Origin of the sequence: Chitinophaga eiseniae, from assembly GCF_900167135.1 — a bacterium.
GTDB lineage: Bacteria > Bacteroidota > Bacteroidia > Chitinophagales > Chitinophagaceae > Chitinophaga > Chitinophaga eiseniae.
Genome location: NZ_FUWZ01000002.1, coordinates 190,932 through 211,894, shown reverse-complemented (window position 1 = coordinate 211,894; position 20,963 = coordinate 190,932). Strand labels below are relative to the sequence as shown.

19 protein-coding genes are annotated in these 20,963 nt (G+C 50.7%); 12 read left to right on the top strand and 7 right to left on the bottom strand.

Annotated elements, in window-relative coordinates; genetic code table 11:
• The first annotated feature begins 16 nt into the window (after nt 1–16).
• Nucleotides 17–601 carry a hypothetical protein gene (locus tag B5D63_RS10430; RefSeq protein WP_078668762.1) on the top strand — a complete coding sequence of 195 codons (585 nt, stop codon included), beginning with the start codon at nt 17–19 and terminating at the stop codon, nt 599–601.
• Here B5D63_RS10430 and B5D63_RS10425 read toward each other — a convergent pair.
• On the bottom strand, nt 598–1,203 hold the full coding sequence (locus tag B5D63_RS10425) for a hypothetical protein (RefSeq protein ID WP_078668761.1): 606 nt from the start codon (nt 1,201–1,203) through the stop codon (nt 598–600). The two genes, B5D63_RS10430 and B5D63_RS10425, sit on opposite strands and share 4 nt — an antisense overlap.
• 44 nt (nt 1,204–1,247) lie before the next feature.
• Entirely contained in the window at nt 1,248–1,739 is a 492-nt protein-coding gene (locus B5D63_RS10420) for an Lrp/AsnC family transcriptional regulator (RefSeq protein WP_078668760.1), read from the bottom strand.
• A 120-nt stretch (nt 1,740–1,859) separates the two neighbouring features.
• Between B5D63_RS10420 and B5D63_RS10415 the strand changes: the two genes are divergently transcribed.
• The gene (locus tag B5D63_RS10415) at nt 1,860–3,251 is read left to right on the top strand and encodes an MFS transporter (protein ID WP_078668759.1); all 1,392 of its coding nucleotides are present in this window, start codon (nt 1,860–1,862) and stop codon (nt 3,249–3,251) included.
• A 2-nt stretch (nt 3,252–3,253) separates the two neighbouring features.
• Here the strand turns inward: B5D63_RS10415 and B5D63_RS10410 are convergent, their stop codons facing one another.
• The 4 genes from B5D63_RS10410 to guaA all read right to left on the bottom strand — a co-directional run bounded on the left by B5D63_RS10410 (nt 3,254) and on the right by guaA (nt 8,928).
• Nucleotides 3,254–4,897, bottom strand: a complete 1,644-nt coding sequence (locus B5D63_RS10410; RefSeq protein WP_235021506.1) for an ATP-dependent DNA ligase — start codon at nt 4,895–4,897, stop codon at nt 3,254–3,256.
• Nucleotides 4,860–5,867, bottom strand: a complete 1,008-nt coding sequence (locus tag B5D63_RS10405; protein ID WP_078668757.1) for a ligase-associated DNA damage response exonuclease — start codon at nt 5,865–5,867, stop codon at nt 4,860–4,862. The genes B5D63_RS10410 and B5D63_RS10405 overlap by 38 nt, the downstream gene beginning before the upstream one ends.
• 87 nt (nt 5,868–5,954) lie before the next feature.
• On the bottom strand, nt 5,955–7,265 hold the full coding sequence (locus B5D63_RS10400; protein WP_078668756.1) for an ABC transporter substrate-binding protein: 1,311 nt from the start codon (nt 7,263–7,265) through the stop codon (nt 5,955–5,957).
• 124 nt (nt 7,266–7,389) lie between these two features.
• Nucleotides 7,390–8,928: a glutamine-hydrolyzing GMP synthase gene (guaA, locus tag B5D63_RS10395; RefSeq protein WP_078668755.1), complete on the bottom strand. Its 1,539-nt coding sequence runs from the start codon at nt 8,926–8,928 to the stop codon at nt 7,390–7,392.
• Nucleotides 8,929–9,022: 94 nt separating this feature from the next.
• Between guaA and B5D63_RS10390 the strand changes: the two genes are divergently transcribed.
• The 10 genes from B5D63_RS10390 (at nt 9,023) to B5D63_RS10345 (ending at nt 18,653) form a co-directional block, all read left to right on the top strand.
• Nucleotides 9,023–9,751, top strand: a complete 729-nt coding sequence (locus B5D63_RS10390) for a head GIN domain-containing protein (protein ID WP_078668754.1) — start codon at nt 9,023–9,025, stop codon at nt 9,749–9,751.
• A 284-nt stretch (nt 9,752–10,035) separates the two neighbouring features.
• Nucleotides 10,036–10,956 (top strand): hypothetical protein, encoded by a 921-nt coding sequence (locus tag B5D63_RS10385; RefSeq protein ID WP_078668753.1) that lies wholly within the window; start codon nt 10,036–10,038, stop codon nt 10,954–10,956.
• Nucleotides 10,957–11,137: 181 nt separating this feature from the next.
• Nucleotides 11,138–12,274 carry a dialkylresorcinol biosynthesis protein DarB gene (locus B5D63_RS10380; protein WP_078668752.1) on the top strand — a complete coding sequence of 379 codons (1,137 nt, stop codon included), beginning with the start codon at nt 11,138–11,140 and terminating at the stop codon, nt 12,272–12,274.
• Between the two features lie 24 nt (nt 12,275–12,298).
• Nucleotides 12,299–12,697, top strand: coding sequence for a flexirubin biosynthesis protein DarG (locus B5D63_RS10375; protein WP_078668751.1), 399 nt, complete (start codon nt 12,299–12,301; stop codon nt 12,695–12,697).
• Nucleotides 12,698–12,804: 107 nt separating this feature from the next.
• The gene (locus tag B5D63_RS10370) at nt 12,805–13,803 is read left to right on the top strand and encodes a BtrH-related acyltransferase DarH (protein WP_078668750.1); all 999 of its coding nucleotides are present in this window, start codon (nt 12,805–12,807) and stop codon (nt 13,801–13,803) included.
• A 182-nt stretch (nt 13,804–13,985) separates the two neighbouring features.
• On the top strand, nt 13,986–14,732 hold the full coding sequence (locus B5D63_RS10365; RefSeq protein ID WP_235021505.1) for an ABC transporter ATP-binding protein: 747 nt from the start codon (nt 13,986–13,988) through the stop codon (nt 14,730–14,732).
• A gap of 17 nt (nt 14,733–14,749) precedes the next feature.
• Entirely contained in the window at nt 14,750–16,042 is a 1,293-nt protein-coding gene (locus B5D63_RS10360) for an ABC transporter permease (RefSeq protein ID WP_078668749.1), read from the top strand.
• 92 nt (nt 16,043–16,134) lie between these two features.
• Nucleotides 16,135–16,392 (top strand): phosphopantetheine-binding protein, encoded by a 258-nt coding sequence (locus B5D63_RS10355; RefSeq protein ID WP_078668748.1) that lies wholly within the window; start codon nt 16,135–16,137, stop codon nt 16,390–16,392.
• 13 nt (nt 16,393–16,405) lie between these two features.
• A complete protein-coding gene (locus B5D63_RS10350) occupies nt 16,406–17,620 on the top strand; it encodes a beta-ketoacyl-[acyl-carrier-protein] synthase family protein (protein WP_078668747.1) in 1,215 nt (404 codons plus the stop codon).
• A complete protein-coding gene (locus B5D63_RS10345; RefSeq protein WP_078668746.1) occupies nt 17,610–18,653 on the top strand; it encodes a beta-ketoacyl synthase chain length factor in 1,044 nt (347 codons plus the stop codon). The genes B5D63_RS10350 and B5D63_RS10345 overlap by 11 nt, the downstream gene beginning before the upstream one ends.
• Before the next feature lie 574 nt (nt 18,654–19,227).
• Here the strand turns inward: B5D63_RS10345 and B5D63_RS10335 are convergent.
• Nucleotides 19,228–20,958, bottom strand: a complete 1,731-nt coding sequence (locus B5D63_RS10335) for a M14 family metallopeptidase (RefSeq protein WP_078668744.1) — start codon at nt 20,956–20,958, stop codon at nt 19,228–19,230.
• Nucleotides 20,959–20,963 lie beyond the last annotated feature (5 nt).

Here is a 20,963-nt window from a genome sequence, read left to right as displayed (position 1 = left end):
GGCAAATACTACGTATATGCGTTATTTGTTCACTTTAATCGGATTATTGTTTATCATACCTGTTGTCAACGCGCAACAGGAAGCCTGGAAGATTGTACCGGGCGAATCCATTGGTCAAGTAAAACTGGAAATGCCGGCCAACGAGCTGGCATCGTTGGGCAAACCCGATACTGGCGACGCTGCTATGATGAAAGCATGGCGGATATGGTATGGCCGCAGGAAAGGCGGCGCTGTGGATTCGGCTGCAGTGCTGGCGGTGTTTACCGCTATGCGTACACAGGATACACAATACGTGAAAGAGATCAGGGTTACTTCCCGCCGCTTCCGGACGGCAGAAAAGGTAGGAGCAGGCAGTACCATGACCGCTATCAGGAAAGCCTATCCCGGCCTGAAACTGGTGAAGGTGTATGCAGCTAAAAACAAATCCCGCCGCATCGAAGTGTATGATGACGAAAAGCTGGGGATCGCTTTTGAAACGGCCAATGCCCGCAGCCGCCGTGCGTTGTGCAGCATGGTGGTGGTGCATACGCCGGGAGACCCCCCGGGTAGTTACCTCGATTATCACATCGGGTTCGACAACCTGCTGCCGGTGGCGCGTTAGAAGCCTTTACGGCCGGAGTGTATATTATAGGAAAGCCCGGCGCTGCCGATACCGGGGATATCAGGATTGTAATTGTTGTTGTTGAAAAGATAGGAGAAGTGAAGACCCAGTGAAGTATGGCCTATCATGAAACGGCATCCGGTGGTAAACGCAAACCCCGATACATGCACCTGGTCATTGGCGTCTTCGTCATCATCAATGTTGTCCACATTGCGGCTGCCGTTATGAAAGCCGTAACCGGCGCCGGTAAAGAGTCCCAGCCTCGTGTCAGACTGTGTGGTGGCAAAATTGCCATAGTTGTAGGTGAGGAACAACGGAACATCTGCCATAAAAAAACTCGTGGAGTTGCCTTCGGAATAGCGGGAGTAACTGGCGCGCAGATTACCGCCCAGCGCCAGCTGTGTACCGATAGCGAAGGCCGAACGCCTGGAGATGATGCCAAAGTTAAACCGCGGTGAATAGACGACACCTCCGGCAAAATGATTGTCGCCTGAGTAAAGTCCCGCTCCAATGGAGTGAGCGAAGTAAGCAGACTGGCTGCTTGCCGGCAAAACGATCTGGAGAAGGAATAGTATATACAACCCCGTGGATAGCTTCAGCATAGGTTATGCGGTGTAAATTTGGAAACAACAATCACTGTTCGCTGCTAATATACGACCTGATGTGTTTCTTTTATAACAGAGATCACAAAAATGCTTTGGGTATGGCTCAGGTTATCCAATTCCCCCAATTTGTTCACGTAAAACTCCCGGTACTCGTCCATATCTTTTACCTGTACCTTGATCATAAAGTCAAACTCACCGGATATATTGAGGCATTCCGTCACCTCCTGGAAAGAAACGATTTCCTGGATGAATTTTTTACCGTTCTTTTTATTGTGTTCTTTTAGTGTGATATACACGAGCACCGTCATCCCTTTGTTGATTTTCCTGGGATCTACGATGGCGGCGTATTGCCTGATAACGCCTGCCTGTTCCATTTTGCGGATACGCTCGTACACCGGCGTGGTGCTAAGATTGAGCTGTCGTGCGATATCACGGATCGTCATTTTAGCGTCCTGTTGCAACAACCGGAGGATGCCCATGTCCTTTTCATCGAGCGTGAGCGCGGGTGGTACCTGTTCTTTTTTTGGGTCCATTTTGGCGAATTTTTGGAAAAAATGTCTTTAAATAATTGGTTTTATGGGTATTTGTTCCAAAAATATTAAAATTGATTGATCTGTGTTCTAAAATTTTAGGTTTGTGGCGAAAATGATACTATGGAAAAGCGAATTATCCTGACGGTAGCCTGCATGGCGATTTTTTTTGAAGCATTGGACGTATCGGTGTTGAACATGGCGTTGCCGGGCATGCAGACCTACTTTCATTTTGGGCCTGACGCTATCCAGTGGGTGCAGACAGTGTATGTGCTGATGTATGCGGGGTTCGTGTTGCTGGGAGGGCGCCTGTCGGATACCATGGGAAGACGGAAAATTTTTATCACCGGCGCCTTCCTGTTTGTACTGGCATCGCTGGGAGCGGGTTTTTCCATGTCGTTTGCGTGGCTGTTGGTCTGCCGCGGTCTGCAGGGATTGGGCGTAGCGTTGGCCATACCGGCGGCGATGGCGATCATCAGTCATACTTTTACAGTACCGGCAGAAAAAAACAGGGCGTTTGGCATCTTCGGCGCCATGGCGGGCATCGGCTTTGCGACTGGCCTTGCTATTGGTGGGCTTATCAGCGCATGGATGGGGTGGCAATGGGTTTTCTTTATCAACGTGCCGGTCATCGGCGCAGCCATTCTGCTGGCGTACCGCTTTATTCCGCGGGACCGGCAGCCGGAGGCGAAGCAGGACAGTAACCTGCTGAGTGGTATCCTGATTACCCTGCTGCTGATGCTGACAGCCTGGCTGATCCACGATCTCGGCCATATTGCGGCGCATCCGGCTGGCTTCGTGCTGTTGCTGGCGGTGCTGCTGACAGTGGGCGTTTATTTTGTAAAAAGAGAACGCGTACATGCGTCACCGTTAGTTGACTTTGACCTGTTCCGTTTAAAGGGCGTAATCACCGGAAATGTCGGCGCCACCTTGCTGGGCAGCACTTTTCTTCCCTATGTCTTTTTGCTGACCCTGTACTTGCAGGAAGCGCTGGGCTTCAGTTCCTCCACAGCGGGACTGTTGTTATTCCCTTTCAGTATTTTGTCCGGGTTGATTTCCAAATACCTGCTCCCGCACCTGTTTCACCGGTTGGGTGTAACGCGCACCGGTATTGCCGGCAGCTGCTTTATGTTGGGCGGTATCCTGTTTTTTGGGCTGAGTTATTTCACAGCGTGGCATTTGCCGTTTATGTTGCTGGCGGTATTGTGTATCAACTCATTGGGGATGTCGATCACTTTTCCTGCTATTACCATTCTGGCCATACAGGCAGTACCGGAAACGCAGCACGGCCTGGCTTCGGGCATCAACGGTACCTGTAATGCTATGGGCGGCGGACTGGGATTGTCGCTGGTAGGATTGATGATGCAGCTGGCAGTGGTGAATCAATGGAACAGTTATGCAGCGGGCCTGGTAGTGCTGGCATTGATCGCTACCGGTGCTATTTTGCAGCTATATCGTTTCTGGTGGCGTGAGTCTGCTGTCGCAGAAGGACAACTGGCGGAAATACCATCGTAGGGTTATTCCGTCTGTCCACCGGCTTGCCGTAACAGCGCTTTCAGGTCTTCGAGGGTGTTGATGTCTGTCACCGGCTTGTCCTGCCGCCAGCGGCTGATACGGGGAAAGCGCAGGGCTACGCCTGATTTGTGCCGGTTGGAAGCGGCAATGCCTTCAAAGGCAATTTCAAATACCAGCAATGGTTCTACTGTTCTTACAGGACCGAATTTCTCCAGCGAATGCCGTTTAACCCAGTTGTCCACTGCTGCAATTTCTTTGTCGGTCAGGCCGGAATAGGCTTTGGTAAAAGGTACCAGCTGATCGCCGTCTTTCACGGCGAAAGTATAATCGGTGTAGAGGTTGGAGCGGCGTCCATGCCCTTTCTGGGCGTATATCATCACCGCATCGATGGTATACGGATCTATTTTCCATTTCCACCAGTCGCCCCGCTTGCGGCCTACCTGGTAGGGGGCGCTTCTTTTTTTCAGCATGAGTCCTTCGCTGACCTGCTCGCGCGACATTCCCCGTATCTGCGCCAGTTCATCCCAGGAGGCGGCGGCCACTTCCGGCGATAGCAGCAGCGCCGGTTGTTGCTGGCTTTGGACCAGTTGCGTCAATAATGTTCTTCTTTCCATCAATGGTTTTTCCCGGATATCAGCGCCTTCCCACTCCAGCAGGTCGTAGCTGAGAAAGGCCACGGGCGCTTCCTGCAGTTGTTTGCGGGTGACGTTTTTCCGGCCAATGCGTGTTTGCAGTGTTTGAAACGGGAGTGGTCTGCCATCGGCATAGGTGAGGATTTCGCCGTCTATCACGGTGCCATCGGGGAGCGTATCTGTCAGTAGGCTGAATTCGGGGAACTTGTCAGTGATCAGTTCTTCTCCGCGGGACCATACGAACAGCTGTCCTTCTCTTTTGATCATCTGTCCGCGGATGCCGTCCCACTTCCATTCCGCCTGCCAGTCTTCGATGGGGCCGAGGCCGGCGGGTGTTTCTTCGAGGGCGTAAGCCAGGTAGAAGGGATAGGGGCGGGACGCGTCTGCGCCGCTGGTGCTCTGGTGCAGGAGCGCTTCTATGGTAACGGCCGCGGGGTCCCAGGTGCCGCTGATCATGTGCGACAGCGTGGCGGCGGGGATATCGTAGGTTTTAGCGAGCGCGTTGACCATCATTTTCTGTGATACGCCGATGCGGAAGCCACCGGTGATGAGTTTGTTGAACACAAAACGTTCGTTGTCATCCAGGGTGTCCCATGTTTGCAGGATGAAGGCTTGTTTCTCCGGTTCAGCGGCTTTCTCCAACTGCTGCAGTTGCTCCAGCCAGTAATGCAGGGGATGGCTGGCGGAGTGACTGCGTGGCGGCAGCAGGAGGGCGATGGTTTCGCCGAGGTCGCCTACGGTGCCGTAACATTCGTTGAACAGCCATTCGGGCAGGCCGGTGGCCTGCATGCACCATGTTTTCAGCTGTGTGCTGTTGACCGTGCGTTTGGGCCTGCGACCGGAAAACAGCGCCAGTACCCAGGTTTTATCTTTATCCGGGGCGGTGGCGAAATACTGGCTCAGCGCTTCCAGTTTTTCGTTGGTTTTGGTGCTGTTGCTCAGCAGTTGGACGAGTTGGGCGAACTGTTGCACGGTATTATGTTTCCGGGTTAGTAATAGTTTCTTCGTCACCATAGGCGGTGCTTACCTCTCTGGCGTCGAGTCCTTTTTCGCTGAGATAGCGGGCGAATACGCTGCTGAAGCCGTGGGTGGCGTATATGCGTGTGGCGCCGGTGGCGGCCACCGCTTCCAGCAGGCCTTTCCAGTCTGCATGGTCGGAGAGCGCAAAGCCTGCATCGGCGTTGCGTCGGCGCATATGTCCCCTTACCTGCATCCAGCCGCTGCATACACCCAGCGAATAAGGGTTAAAACGGCGCATCCAGGCTGAGTCATCCGCCGAAGGCGGCGCTATGATGACCGCGTTTTTAAAAGCGGTTTTAGGTGTTTCGGGTGTTATTCTTTCTACGGTGGGTAACGGGTAACCCTGTGCTATCAACAGATCGTTGACATTGGTGATGGCGCCATGCCCCATCAGGCGGGTAACTTTATCCCGCAGATGGAAGAGCAGGCGCTGCGCTTTGCCGAGGCTGTAAGCGGTGATGACGGATGTTTTGCCGGCCTGCTGGTTTTCGTATATCCAGTTAGTGATGCGGGAAAATAGCTGCTGTTGCGGTTCCCAGCGATAGATAGGCAGCCCGAAGGTAGACTCTGTGATGAACGTGTGGCAGCGTACCGGTTCAAAGGGAAGAGCAATACCATCGGCCTCCAGTTTGTAGTCTCCGCTGGCTACCCATACTTCCCCGTTCAGCTCTACCCTTACCTGTGCGGAGCCGATCATGTGGCCGGCCGGATGCAGGGAGAGTTTGACGCCGTTGAAGTAAATGCTTTCCTCGTAGGGAATGCCCTGTACGTTGATATCGGCGCCCAGTCGCAGTTTGAGCAGCGGGATACTGGTTTGTTCGCAGAGATAGTACTGGTTGCCCCAGCGGGCGTGATCTGAATGCGCGTGTGTGATCACAGCGCGCTGTACGGGTTTCCAGGGATCGATGTAAAAATCGCCTGCAGCGCACCAGATGCCTTTGTCGGTAAATTGAAGCAGCTCCATTACCATGAATATACAAAAAAAAGGCCATGGCTGCTGCCATGGCCGTGTTCGACTCAACAAGCTATCCGTGGACAGCTGTAAAAATCTTTATTGATTCATTTTCACATCCACGCTGTCGCCTTTCTGGATGATGAAGATGTTTTTGTTCTCGAAGTAAGAGGGTATTTGCTCATTCTCACGAGCATACACCGGCTGGAAATTAAAGCGGGTGATAACGGTGGGCGATGCTTCCACCGCGCCGTTGAAATATACGCCGTTGTTGTGCAGGAGCCGTACGAAGTAGTAGGTGAGGTCAAAGCCTTTATACGCCATATCGGAGGGGCGCGCTCTGTAGGTCCTGCGGAAATATTCGCTCAGATAGCGGCTGTAGGTATCTGTTTTATCGTTGAAATAAGGGGAAGAGTAGAATACCTGCAGCGTTTTGAATTCAGGATCTTTCAGCTTCAGCACGTCCCAGGTAGGCATACCGAATATCTGCATCGGGTAGGTGGCGTTGGCAATGCTGAGTTTACGCAGGATGCTTTTAACGCCGCTTTCTTCGAAGGCGGTGACAATGATGATGTTAGGTCTGTCGGTGAGCAGGTATTTGGATAATTCTTCCGGGGTGGTGCTTTCGTTCCAGATGGCTTCGCGGATCCTGGATTTTTTCGGATTGTTCATTTTGTCGTAAGACGCTTTGAAATCGGCCGCGAGGCGGCTTTCGAAGGGGGTATTACGACGAAGCAGTACAATGTTTTTATTGGAAAAAGCCTCCTGTACGTAGTTGTGAATGGCTTCACAATGTGTTCTCAGGGTGCTGTTGGGAATGAACAGGAACGGGTTGTCGCTGATACCGGCGTCATTGGGCAGCGTGCCGGACACCAGGTTGATTTCTTTCTTTTTGGCGAAATCGCTCACTTCTTTCAGTTCCGGTGTGCTGAAGGAACCGATGATGAGGTCGGTGGCGTCGAGTGTTTTGTTGTTGATCAGGGACGAAACATTTTGACGGCCTTTGGTGTCGTACACATTGACTTTCAGGTTATAACCCAGTTGCTGCAGGCTGTCCAGCGCCAGCTGGGCGCCTTCGTAGAATTCGAGGCCGGGCAGTACGTAGCGGGGCATGGTACGGCCGGGAATATCGTTGGAGTTGGCAAATGCGGAGTCGAGGAACAGCGGTGCAAAGAGCGCGATGTTGTACGTTGGCTTCTTCACTTCCCGGGCGAAGGCCGGTACATTGAAGGGAGCTGCTTTGGCAGTTTCTTTTTTGTTTTCCGGTTTCTTTTCCGGTGTGGGTTTGCTCAGAGAAGGCGGGGGCCCGTCTACACGGCTGGCGCTCTTCCTGGAGGAAGAACAGGCTGTGAACAGTACCGACAGCGCCAATCCGGCCAGCAGGTTTTTAACAGATATCAATTGGCTCATAATGGGCGCTAATTTACAAAAATCATTCCGGGGTCGTGCACGTAAAGTAAAATAAGAAAGCAAAGGCGCAAAAAGATAGTGTCTATCCCTTGAGCCTTTGCTTGTTATATTTTTCAGGGAAAATTTATTCCCACTCGATCGTAGCAGGTGGTTTGGAGCTGATGTCGTATACCACGCGGTTGATGCCTTTTACCCGGTTGATGATGTCGTTGGACATTTTAGCCAGGAATTCGTAGGGGAGGTGGGCCCAGTCGGCGGTCATGCCGTCGGTGGAAGTTACCGCCCGGAGGGCTACGGTGAATTCGTAAGTACGTTCGTCGCCCATTACGCCTACGCTTTGTACGGGAAGGAGGATGGTACCTGCCTGCCATACTTTATCATAGAGTCCGGCTTCGCGCAGCCCTTCGATATAGATAGCGTCTGCTTCCTGGAGCATGGTTACTTTGTCCGGCGTGATGGCGCCGAGGATACGGATAGCGAGGCCGGGGCCGGGGAAGGGGTGGCGTCCGAGGAATACGTCGCTGATACCGATTTCGCGGCCTACGCGGCGTACTTCGTCTTTAAAGAGGAAGCGCAGGGGTTCTACCAGCTGCATGTTCATTTTTTCCGGCAGACCGCCCACGTTGTGGTGGGATTTGATGGTAACGGAAGGACCGTTTACAGATACGGACTCGATCACATCGGGGTAGATGGTGCCTTGTCCGAGGAAAGAGATGTCTGTCAGTTGCGCGGATTCATGCTGGAATACCTCGATGAAGAGGCGGCCGATGATTTTGCGTTTTTTTTCCGGATCGGAAACACCGTCGAGCTGGCCGTAGAAGAGGTCTCTTGCGTTAACGCCTTTTACGTTGAGGCCCATGTGTTTGTAAGACTCGAGTACCGTTTCGTATTCATTTTTACGTAACAGGCCGTTATCCACGAAGATGCAGAAGAGATTTTTGCCAATGGCTTTATGGATCAGTTCAGCCGCTACGGTAGAGTCTACACCGCCGCTGAGGGCCATTACCACTCTTTTGTCGCCTACCTGGGCTTTAATTTTTTCGATGGTTTCCTGTACAAAAGCCGCCGGGGTCCAGTCCTGCTGACAGTTACAGATATGTACCAGGAAGTTGCGGATGATCTGTTTGCCTTCCAGGGAGTGGGTCACTTCCGGGTGAAACTGCAGGCCGAAGATGGGGTTGGCAGCGAGGGTAGTGCTTTTGAAGGCAGCTACCGGGATATTTTCGGTGGTAGCGATGATCTGGAAGCTTTCCGGGATACGTTTGATGGTATCGGAGTGGCTCATCCAAACCTGGCTTTTGCCGGAGATGTCGTATAATAATTTTTCCTCTTTGTCATTGTGTTCCATAAAAGCGCGGCCGTATTCACGGATGTTGCTTTTGGCCACTTCACCGCCGAAGTTTTTAGCCATCAGCTGGGCGCCGTAGCAGATACCGAGCACCGGTACTTTTTCGGCGATGGCAGCGATGTCGATGGTGGGCGCTTTCTCGTCGTTGACGGAGAAAGGGCTGCCGGACAAAATAACGCCTTTGATGGAATCGTCCCAGGTAATTGGCTGGAGACAAGGTTTAATTTCGCAATAAACATTCAGTTCCCGGATGCTGCGTGCGATCAGCTGTGTGTATTGGGAACCGAAATCGAGGATAAGTATCTTTTCTGTCATGGTGGTGCAAAGATAAAGTCCTTCCTTCAATTTCGGATTCTGAAAATAGAAAATAGGAAATCTAGTTGTATCTTTCTCTTTATAATCTAAACTTATGCAAACCAAAATCACCCTGTGCTGCCTGGCAGTAACCCTTGCAATAGCCGGCCTTTTCAGCGCCTGTATTGGTCAAAACCGCGTAAAAGGCAGTGGCAACGTTATTAAAGAGGAAAGAAACGCCCCATCATTTCACAAAATCAAGGTAGAAGGCAGCATGAACGTGTTCCTGTCCCAGGGCCCGGCCAAAAAAGCCGTGATAGAGGCGGAAGACAATATTGCGCCGCTGGTGGAGCTGGTGGAGGACGGCGGCCGGCTGAAAGTGCGTTTCCGGCATAATACCAATATTTCTACCCGCAAGAGTGTTAATATCTACCTGACTACGCCGGATGTGGACGAGGTGTCGCTGGCCGGTTCCGGGGATATTAAGCTGGTAGACAAATTTAACAGCAAGGAAGAAATGAAGATCAGCCTGTCCGGCTCCGGTAACCTGAACGGCACTGTTAATGCGCCGGAAGTAAAAGCTTCCATCGCCGGTTCCGGTAATATGTCCTTACAGGGAGAAACCAGGACTGTCAATGTTTCTATTGCCGGTAGCGGGGATTATCTGGGCGACGGCCTGTTGTCTGAAGAAGCGGAAGTAAAAATTGCGGGCAGTGGTGACGCCAGTGTGCACGCCAGCGTAAAACTGGAAGCGAAGATTGCTGGTTCAGGAGATGTGAAATATAAGGGGAATCCGTCCGTGTCCAGTTCAGTAGCGGGTTCTGGCTCTGTTAGGAAAATTTAGGTTTACAATATTTACAAATTTTTAACATTTCAAAAATCATATCGAAAGCAGTTTTGCTGTTATTTACATTGATTTTCAAAAAAATCTAAGTCCTTTTGTCCAGATACTGCCGCAGCAATAACAAGCCGGCTGAGGCAGTATCTGGCTGGGGCACAAGCCAACTGAAAATGTCTCTCCGCTCCCCAAAGCTCAGCCCTGCAACTGTCAAATTATTATTAAATGACATAAATAATAGTCCTTTTTTGTATGTTTACAGTTTGGATTGTTGAACTCCTATTCCTTTTATGAACGAAAGACCGAAGGTCCTGGTGGTATATTATACCCAGACAGGCCAATTAAAAAGGATTATTGATCATGTGTTGGCACCACTGGCAAACAGTGTGGACATTACATACGAAGAACTGGTTCCTGTACAGCCTTTCCCTTTTCCATGGGGAAAGCAGCAGTTTTATGATACAATGCCCGAAACTGTGCAGGATACGCCTCGTGGCATCCAGCCGTTGAAGGTGGACGTGAATGCACACTTCGACCTGGTACTGCTGGCCTATCAGCCCTGGTTCCTGTCTCCCTCCCAGCCGACAGCCGCTTTCCTGCAAAGTGAGGCAGCCGCCCGTTTGCTGAAAGGCAAGCCGGTGATTACGCTGCTGGGCGGCCGCAATATGTGGCTCAATGCGCAGGAAAGGGTAAAAAATTACCTGCACCGCATGGGGGCCAACCTGGTAGGAAATATTGTACTGGTAGATAAATCACCCAATCTTGTTTCGCTGATCACCATTCTGCGGTGGGCTTTCAAAGGAAAGAAAGAGGCTACCCGCTTCCTGCCGCAGGCAGGGGTGCAGGAAAATGAGATCGTCACTTCCAGCCGTTTCGCCGGTCCCATTGCTACGGCGCTGGAGACACGAAAATGGGAATCGCTGCATCCGCAGCTGATGTCGCTGGATGCGGTGGAATTATTGCCTAACCTTGTGTTGCTGGAAAATAACGGTATCAGTGCTTTCCGTTTCTGGGCCAGATTCATCAGCGCCAAAGGCGGTCCCGGGGCGGCAGCCCGTCAGGGAAGGGTGACGATGTACCGGTCACTTTTGCTGGTAGGCATCTTCATACTCACACCGATCACGCTGTTCTCTTCGCTCATCAAGCTCAACCTCAAGCGGAACGAGTTGAAACGGGAGGTGGATTATTATAAAGGAATAGGTTTGCGCTAACCCGCTTTCGTACCGGAAATCTGCGCGGGTGGCGCGAAAATTGTAATTCCGTTTAGAGTTATTAATTTACGTCCGCTTAAAAGTATACAAAACCAAACATGTTTATCACCGCAGAAAGGCTGGCCAATAACGGTTGTCACTATGGGATTGCATGCGGCCTTAAAAGACGAATTATTTTCAAATGAAGGAAGTTTATATTACCAGGCTATCTAAATTTTTACCCAACAAGCCTGTTGAAAATGATGAAATGGAGAGCATTCTCGGAATGGTAGACGGAAGACCTTCCCGTGCGCGGTTGAAGATTTTGGGCAACAACAAAATCAAAAACCGTTACTATTCGCTTGACCAGGACGGCAACTCCACTCATTCCAACGCTGAGATGACCGCCAACGCAGTCAGCGCATTGTTTGATGAAAAATTCCCCATCAGCAAATTACAGTTACTGGCTTGCGGTACTACCTCGCCTGACCAATTGCTGCCTAACCACGCCGCCATGGTACACGGTCTGCTGAAATGCCAGCCTGTGGAACTGATCGCTGCTACCGGGGCATGTGCAGCAGGCATGCAGGCCTTTAAATATGCCTGGATGTCTATCCGTTGCGGTAACACTGCCAATGCGGTGAGCACCGGCTCTGAAAAATTCTCCGCCTGGATGCTGGCGCAGAAGTTCCAGCCGGAAGCAGAGAACCTGAAAGCGCTGGACGAGAATCCGATCATCGCTTTTGAAAAAGACTTCCTCCGCTGGATGCTTTCTGACGGCGCCAGCGCCGCGCTTTTCCAGGACAAGCCCAATGAAGAAGGCCTGTCCCTGCGTGTAGACTGGGTAGAGATCCTGTCCTACGCCAATGACCTGGAAACCTGCATGTACGCCGGTTCCATCAAAAATCCGGACGGCAGCACCAAAGGCTGGATCGACATGACGCCTGATGAATGGGCGCAGCACAGCGTATTCTCTTTCAAACAAGATACCCGCCTGTTGGGTAAGAACATAGTGCCTTCCGGCGCACAGATGTGGAAAGAACTGGTAGAAAGACATAACATCAACCTCGATGAAATTGATTTCTTCCTGCCACATTTATCTTCCGAGTTTTTCCGTTTAAAGATCGATGAAGAAATCACCCGCCTCGGCGTTCCTATTCCGCTGGAAAAATGGTTCACCAACCTGGCGTGGGTTGGCAACGTGGGTACCGCTTCCCCTTATCTGATGCTGGAAGAGCTGATGAATACCGGCCGCTTCAAAAAAGGACAGAAGATAGTGATGATGGTACCTGAAAGTGCGCGTTTTTCCTATGCTTATGCACACATCACGGTGGTATAGGCATTCACTTCTAAAACTGCAGTCATGAAAAAAGACGAAGTGCCGCAGGATAGTGATAACCTGCATGAAGGCTCATTCAAACAGATTATGTATGCGGTGGACAACTCCGGTAACTACGTACAGGTGCAGAGTTCAGGGTGGGAACCGGAAAACATTGCGCTTACGCAGGCCTGGGAAGAAGTCAATGAAAAAGTAGCAGCTGCCAAAGTGCTGGTGCAGTCCGGAGAAATCAGCCCCATCGCTTATTACATGGAAAAAAACCTGATGGACCTGGCCCTGCTGGCCAACTACGTAGGGAAGTTCCAGTGGCAGGTGAAACGGCATATGAAACCGGCCGTGTTCCGGCGCCTGAGCGATAAGATGCTGCAGCGCTATGCGGACGCCTTTAAAATCAGCAAGGACGATTTACTGCATATCAAATAAATGTATTATCACGCAAAGTCGCAAAGCAACAAAGCTGCAAAGGAAATTATGTTGAATGATCTTTGCTGCTTTGTTGCTTTGCGACTTTGCGTGAACACACAATAATTATGAACAACCATCAATTTCGTCATACGCAGACAGCCCACTGTGAAAGCGGTGTTATCTCCAACCTGCTGGGACATCATGGCCTGAAGATCAGCGAGCCGATGGCATTTGGTATTGGCGCCGGCATCTTTTTCGCGCATCTGCCCTTTGTGAAAGTGAACGGTGTGCCTGGCACGACTTACCGTATCTGGCCGGGCGCTATTTTTCAACGGGTATGTAAGCGGCTGGGGGTGAAAATGGAGACTGCGAAATTCTCCTCCCCTGAAAAAGGGATGGCCGCGCTGGACCGTGTAGTAGCCGGCGGTTCGCCGGTAGGGCTGCTTTCCAGCGTTTATTACCTGCCCTATTTTCCGCCTTCCTACCGTTTCCATTTCAATGCCCATAACCTCGTGGTATACGGCAAAAGAGACGATCAGTACCTGGTGAGCGATCCGGTGATGGACACCGTGACCGAGATAGATCCCGATAGCCTGGCACAGGCACGCTTTGCGAAAGGCTTTCCGGCCCCCAAAGGAAAAATGTACTACCCGGTACACGTCCCCGGAAAAGCGTCTTTCGAAAAACCAATTAAAGAAGGAATTGCACAGACCTGCCACTATATGCTGAAGATCCCCTTCCCCATGTTCGGGGTAAAGGGTATCCGTTTCCTGGCCAACCGGGTAAAGGATTATCCGGAGAAGGTGGGAGAGCGTAAATCCGCACTGTACCTGGGTAACGTGATCCGGATGCAGGAAGAGATCGGTACCGGCGGCGCCGGTTTCCGTTTTGTGTACGCTGCTTTCCTGCAGGAGTCGGCCGTGTTGCTGAACAAGCCGGAGCTGAGCCGCCTGGCGACAGAACTCACGCAGGCCGGAGATCTATGGCGTAACTTCGCTTTTTCGGCAGGCAGGGTATGTAAAAGCCGTTCAGCCAACAACGTGTCTTACAAAGAGCTGAGCGAAATGTTAATACAGTGTGCCGCCGCGGAAGAGACCTTTTTCAAAAAGCTGGCGAAGATTTAGAAATTTGAAATATTTTGATATTTGGTTATTTGATTTACGGATGTTGAAATTTTTTGATTTTGAGATTTAAAGCGAAGAACGTAAGAGGATCTTTAGGTTATCTAAAATTTCAAAATCAAAAAATTTCAACATCCGTAAATCAAATCAAAAAATAGCCAAATCAAAAAATAACCCAATAAAGGATGGCAAGTATAGCAGTAAAGGAATTGTGTAAAACCTATAAAGGCGCGGCGGAAGCCACGCTCAAAGGGTTGACTTTTGCCTTTCCCGAAGGAAAAATCGGAGGATTGCTGGGGCCTAACGGCGCCGGCAAAACGACTACCATCTCCATTTTATGCGGCCTGGTAAAGGCTGACAGCGGAAACGTGATGATACACGGGCTGCCGCAGGAAGCCGCTCACCGGGAGCAGATTAAAAAAATTATCGGCATTGTGCCGCAACAGATAGCCCTGTATCCCCAGTTGTCGGCAGTGGAAAATCTCACTTATTTCGGCAACCTGTACGGGTTTAAGGGCAAGGTGCTGTACAACAGGATCATGCATTATCTCGAAGTGTTTGGCCTGGAAAAAAGCGCGCACAAAGAAATTCATAAATATTCGGGGGGCATGAAACGCCGGGCGAACATCATCGCTGCTATCCTGCACGAACCCGATTTGCTGATACTGGACGAGCCCACCGCCGGCGTGGACGTACAGTCACGCAGCATGATCCTGCAATTCCTGCGCCGGTACAACGAGCAGGGGGCCAGCATCCTGTACACCTCCCATCTGCTGGAAGAAGCACAGTTGCTTTGCGACGAGGTGGTGATCATGGACGAGGGTAAAATGATACTCCAGGGAAAGCCGGAACTGCTGATCAGTGCGCTGCCCGAATGCCGCAACCTGGAAGATGTTTTTTTACATTATACCGGGCATGCCTTGCGGGATTAACAAAATGAAAAAAAGCTATGCTTAGATTACTGGCTACCATAAGAAAAGAATGGCAGCTGCTGTTGCGCGATAAAACAGGGTTAACGCTACTGTTTGTCATGCCGATGGTCCTGATCACCGTGATGGCCCTGATACAGGACGCGCCTTTCAAGGATTACCAGGATGTGAAGTTCGATATCCTGACGGTAGACAACGATCATGGCCGCCTGGGCAGATATATCCGGGAAGGGCTGGCATCAGGCGGGCAGTTTAATATTATCGATACGCTGGACGGGCGGCCCGTTACCGAACAGCAGGCCCGGGAGCTGGTTAACAATGGCCGGTATAAAATCAGCATTATTGTGCCGGCGGGTGCTACAGCCGCTATCGTGAGCAATGCCAACCGGATTGTGAACGATATCACGCAACGGATGGGCATGAGCGTGTCGCTGCCGGTAAAAAAGGGGGCCGATTCCATGAACGTGGTCATTTATTTTGACCCGGCGGCAAAAAAAGCTTTTAAAGGCGCTATACATCAGGCACTGGATAATTTCCTGACCCAGGTGGAAACGGACATGTTGCTGGACCGGATCAAACAACAGTTGCGTAACAAGGAGGTGCAGGCTACGCCCAACGATACCCTGCCGATCCGTTTGCAGGCTGTGGGACTGAAAGAACATGCCACCGGCAACAGCAGGCAGCTGGACGTGGTGTCTAACTCGGTACAGCATAATGTGCCCGCCTGGAGCATTTTTGCGATGTTTTTCATCGTGATCCCTATTGCCGGTAATATGATCCGCGAGCGGGAAGACGGTAGTTTGTTGAGAATGAAGCTGATACCCGGATCTTATCTGTTGATCCTGGCCGGGAAGATGCTTTTTTTCGTAGGTATCTGCCTGTTACAGTTTTACCTGATGATGCTGGTCGGCATCTATGCGATGCCACTGCTGGACCTGCCTAAGCTGGCGATGGGACACGACCAGGGCGCTACGTTGCTGGTGGCAGGAGCGATAGGGCTGGCGGCTACGGCCTACGGGATACTGATAGGCACGCTTTTTAAGACGCCCAACCAGGCCCTGAACTTTGGCGCTATTTCCATTGTCATCCTGTCGGCCATCGGCGGTATCTGGATACCGCTGGAAGTGATGCCGGTCAACATGCAGGTGATAGGCCGCTTATCGCCGCTCAGCTGGGGACTGGACGCTATCAACGATATTTACCTGCGTAACGGCGATATCAGCTATGTGTGGAAGAATGTGTTGCGTCTTGTGCTGACGGGCGGGGTGATGCTGGCCGTTGCCGGATATGTGGAAAAACGAAGAATGAACTGATAAACTATTTTCTAAACAACAGTAAAACTGTATTTTTACTCCCCACAAAGGGCATCCCTGTGTACAGACGGGGATAAACCTACAACTTGATTATGGAAGATTTAAAAAGCAAACTCAAAGTGCAGATCATTGAAGCATTAAATCTGCAGGATACCAAACCGGAAGATATTGATGACAATGCTCCTTTATTTGGTGAAGGGCTGGGCCTGGACAGCATCGACTCTCTGGAGCTGATGGTGTTACTGGAAAGGCAATATCATATCAAAGTGGAAGATCCGCGCGAAGGGCGCAAGATTCTGCAGTCTGTGCAATCCATGGCCGATTTCATCCAATCCAAACAGCCGGCATAAGTAAGAAGCTGACATGGCGGAAAGAGTGTTTATAACAGGGATGGGAATGATCACCGCCATAGGTGATAATGTGGCTGAGAACCTGGAACAATTAAGGCAACAACGCAGTGGTCTTGGTTATACCAGTTATATCGATACCATATACAAGCAGGTATTGCCGGTAGCGGAAGTAAAGCATCCCAACGATGCTTTGGCAGCCCTTGCCGGCATCACTCCCAGGGAAGGGTACACCCGTACTACATTGCTGGGGCTGACCGCCATGCGGGAAGCGTTGCGGCAGGCAGGCATTACCGACGTACAGACGGCTCCTACCGGCTTTATCAATGCCAGTACGGTAGGCGGCATGTGTGATACCGAAAAGGTTTATTTTGATATTGTTGACTCCTCCAAAGAAGGCGCTTTCCTGCAATATATCGACACGCTGGACTGTGCAGACTGTACGCAACGTATAGCTGACACCGTTGGTTTCAGCGAGCATATCGCTACCATCAGTACTGCCTGTTCATCATCCGCCAATGCGTTGATGTTCGGCGCCCGTATGATCAAACAGGGCTTCCTGCCCCGTGCGGTTTGCGGCGGTACCGAAGCGCTGACCCGTTTCACCCTGAACGGTTTCAATTCCCTGAAGAACGTAGACAAACAATTCTGCCGGCCGTTTGACCAGCAGCGTACCGGTCTGAACCTTGGTGAAGGTGCTGCCTATCTGGTGCTGGAAAGCGAATCGTTTGCCAGGGCCAACAACAGCCGTATCCTGGCGGAATTCACCGGTTACTGCAATGCCAACGAAGCGTTTCATCCTACGTCACCATCACCGGAAGGCGATGGCGCCTATGAGTCCATGAAAGCCGCGCTGGCGATGAGCGGCCGAACCCTGAAAGACGTGGACTATATCAATGTGCATGGTACTGCCACGCTCAATAACGATGTGTCAGAAGGGAAGGCGCTGGAACGGCTGTTCGGCAACGATGTGCCGCTGTTCAGTTCCACCAAACCTTTCACCGGGCACACGCTGGCGGCAGCAGGTGCCATTGAGGCCATCTATGCGGTGCTGGCCATTCAGCAGGGACTGATATTCCCTAATCTCAATTTTACAGAAAAGATGGAAGAGCTGAACATCACGCCGGTAACAGCGCTGATGGAAGGCGTTTCCGTGAACAATGTTATTTCAAACTCATTCGGCTTCGGAGGAAACAACGCCTCCCTGGTGATCAGCAAATATGAAGGTTAAGTGTTACATACAAGGAATGGCGGCCATTTCCCCGCAATCTACTTTTGAAGGGGATGTTTTTTCTGCGCCGCTGGTGCATACGGACAGTAACCTGCTTACCTGTATGGAACCTGATTACAAACCGTTCATTCCTGCCAATAGCCTGCGTCGTATGACGCGGGTGCTGAAGATAGGGCTGACCACCGCGCTGCAAAGTATCCGTGACAGCGGCGTGGAAGCGATCGGACCGATCGTGACCGGTACCGGTAAAGGCAGCCTGCAGGATACTGAAAAGTTTATCCGGGAGATAGAACAGTACAAGGAAACAGCCCTGAACCCTACGCCTTTTATTCAATCTACCTATAACTCTGTCAACGGTCTCATCGCCTTACAGGTAAAAGGCACCGCTTACAACAACACTTTCGTGCACCGCGGTTTTTCTTTTGAAAACGCATTGCTGGACAGCATGATGCTGCTGGCAGAAGGCGCTCCCAATACGCTGACAGGCGCTTTCGAGGAGATGACCGCAGAACATTTCTACATCAAAAGCCGCATCGGCTTCTGGAAGCCGGCAGCTACCGACAGCCGGCAGCTGTATGAACAGTTGTCACCCGGCAGTATTGCCGGTGAAGGCGCTACTTTCTTCGTACTGACGGGAAAGCCTGGTCCGGATACCAAAGCGGCGCTGACCGGTTTTAAAATGCTTTACAAACCTACCGCCGAAAAAGTAGCGGCGGGTTTATCGGTATTCAAAGATGGGGTTGACCTGATACTGACCGGCCGGAATGGCGACAGCCGTTATGAACATTTCTACCAGCAGGCGGACGCCTTGTTCCCAGGCATACCGCAGTTACCCTTCAAACATCTCTCCGGCGAACATGATACCGCCGGCGCCTTCGGCATGTGGCTGGCCGCACAGCTATTGCACCGGCAACAGGTCCCTGCTCAGTGGTTCCCGATGTTAAAGGATATCCCTGCCGCTGCCAACAGGATATTGCTGTACAATCATTTTTACGGCGAACAGCATACCATGATGGTGCTGGAACGGGTGTAGCTTCCTCTCTATTCATCTGCAAACATTTCTTAAAACTTTCCCCGGTTGGGAAAGGGCGATGCTGTGTAGCTAATTCAACAGCAATGACCCCGACATTTCCCCATTAAATACTATCATATTTTATATAAAAATATATTAAAATCTACTACACCTGGTTGATGTTTGTTACTGTCTTTATAGCGAATAGGTTAAATAGAAGAAAAAGGTAATTTGGAAAAATAATTGCTTTTTGATGCTTATTACACATTTTCAGGATATTTTGGTTGGTTTATTTTAAATATTTAATTATTTAAATATGATTAGTAAGGTATTTCGGGGGCTTAATGCGATAGCTTTTTTGGCGATTATATTGAGTTATATAGCCGTCATCAATCATTGGAAGGATGTCAATTTGTATTTGATGATAGGCATTGTAGCTTACTGTGTTTTGATTATCAGCGTAGGTGTTTGCATGTTGCAATTGATCGTTAAAAGGGCCGATGAGCGTTTTTGAACGCTTTGAGAGGGCTTCAAAAGAAAAGGAGATACAGTTTGCGGCTGTATCTCCTTTTCTTTTGAAGCAGTCAGGTATGGACTACAATACCCTGTACACGGGATATCGCATGTATTCCGGTTCTGCGTAAGGTGAGTTTTTATAAATAAAGTTCAGTTGTGCGCCGGCGCTGTTGGAGAATGCGGTATCTGTAGCTTTTCTCTTGTCCAGCAATGTTTTTAGCTCCGGATGGCTTTTCAGGTATTCGGCGGCGGTGTCTTCAAAAACATAGGGGGAGTACCCCTCTTTCTGGCCAAGGATGGCGTCAAAGAAATTCCAGGCGAAGAACGAGTCGCCGCCGGTGGGCTCCAGTGTTTCCATCAGGAAGCGGTTGGCCGTCTGGTTCATGGGAACGTAGTAGTCACCTGCGCGGAAACGGATGGAATCCTTGCTGCTGTTGACTTTGATGTCTGTATGCAGATAATGTTTTTCGTAGGGCCTTGGGTAGGTTTTGAAATCGCTGATATGATACACTTCTACATAGATGGTGGTGTCTTTGGGCAGGCGTTGCAGCTGTACGCGGTTATTTTTCAGCTGGTCGATGACTGCCCACCAGCCTTGAGGGATGATGTATGCCTGTGGTTTATCCACATAGTTTTCCGCGTTGGCGTAGTTATAGAATTTTATCTTTTTTTCATAAGGTTTGCTGCGGTCATAGTAGAGGCGTGGTAATCCGGAGATGGCGCTGGGATTGTGGCCGGAGGCGAACCCTTTGAAGGTGATGAGGCTGTATTTGTTCATATCAAACTTCCAGGCGAGGGGAAAACTTTTTTGCGTGATGACGCTTTGTTTGGTTTGGTCGCGGAGCTGTTTGATCTTAGCGCTGTGTTCGCTGGTGAACTGTATGAAGGCTTCCATCAGGGCGTAGGTAGCTTTTACGCGCTGGGGATAAGGTTTGAGCATATGTGTTTCCGGTACGAACCCGAAGGTATGGAAGAGGGTCGTGTATCCGGAGGAGTAACGGGGGAGGTCGGAGAATTCGACCCAGCCGCTGTCGGGTGTTTCGTCGAAGTGATTTACATAGGGCACCAGGTCGTAGTCTTTGGTTTTCATCAGCTGATACAGGCCGGGTTCGAAGGTGTTGTGCATGAATTCGCCCATGGGGCCACCCAGTTTGTTGTATTGGGTAGAGAGCAGGGTGATGATATGTTGATAATCGGCGCCGTTGCTGACGTGGTTATCGATAAATACGTCGGGGTCCATGAGGTGGTATATTTCCTGGAAGGCCCGGGCATTTTTGGAGTCAGTTTTAATAAAATCGCGGTTTAAGTCGAGATTTTGGCCATTTCCGCGGGAGCCGAAGGTGTCCGGACCCTCCTGGTCCACCCGGTAATAAGGTGAACGGTTGAGTGCGCCACCAATATTATAGACGGGGATAACGGCGAGGACGATATTTTCCGGCAGTTTGGTTTTTCCCTGGGCGATATCGCGGAGCAGCATCATGGAGGCGTCTATGCCATCCGGTTCGCCGGGGTGTATGCCGTTGTTAATCAGTAAAATGCGTTTGTTTTTATGGTGGAGGCTGCTGAAATCGAAATCTTTTGTCGGAGAGCAGATGACCAGGTGAAGAGGGAAACCGGCGTCGGTATTACCTACGGTGATCATCTTCAACAGTTGTGGATAACGGGCGGTCAGTTGCCGGTAGTATTGGATGACCTCCGGATAGGTGGCTGTTTCGCGGCCTGTTGTTTTTTCATAGCGGGTCATGAAGTTTTGGGCAGACGAGGAGGCCCATATCAGCATAAGGACTATGATAGCAGGTAGTTTTCTCATAAGTA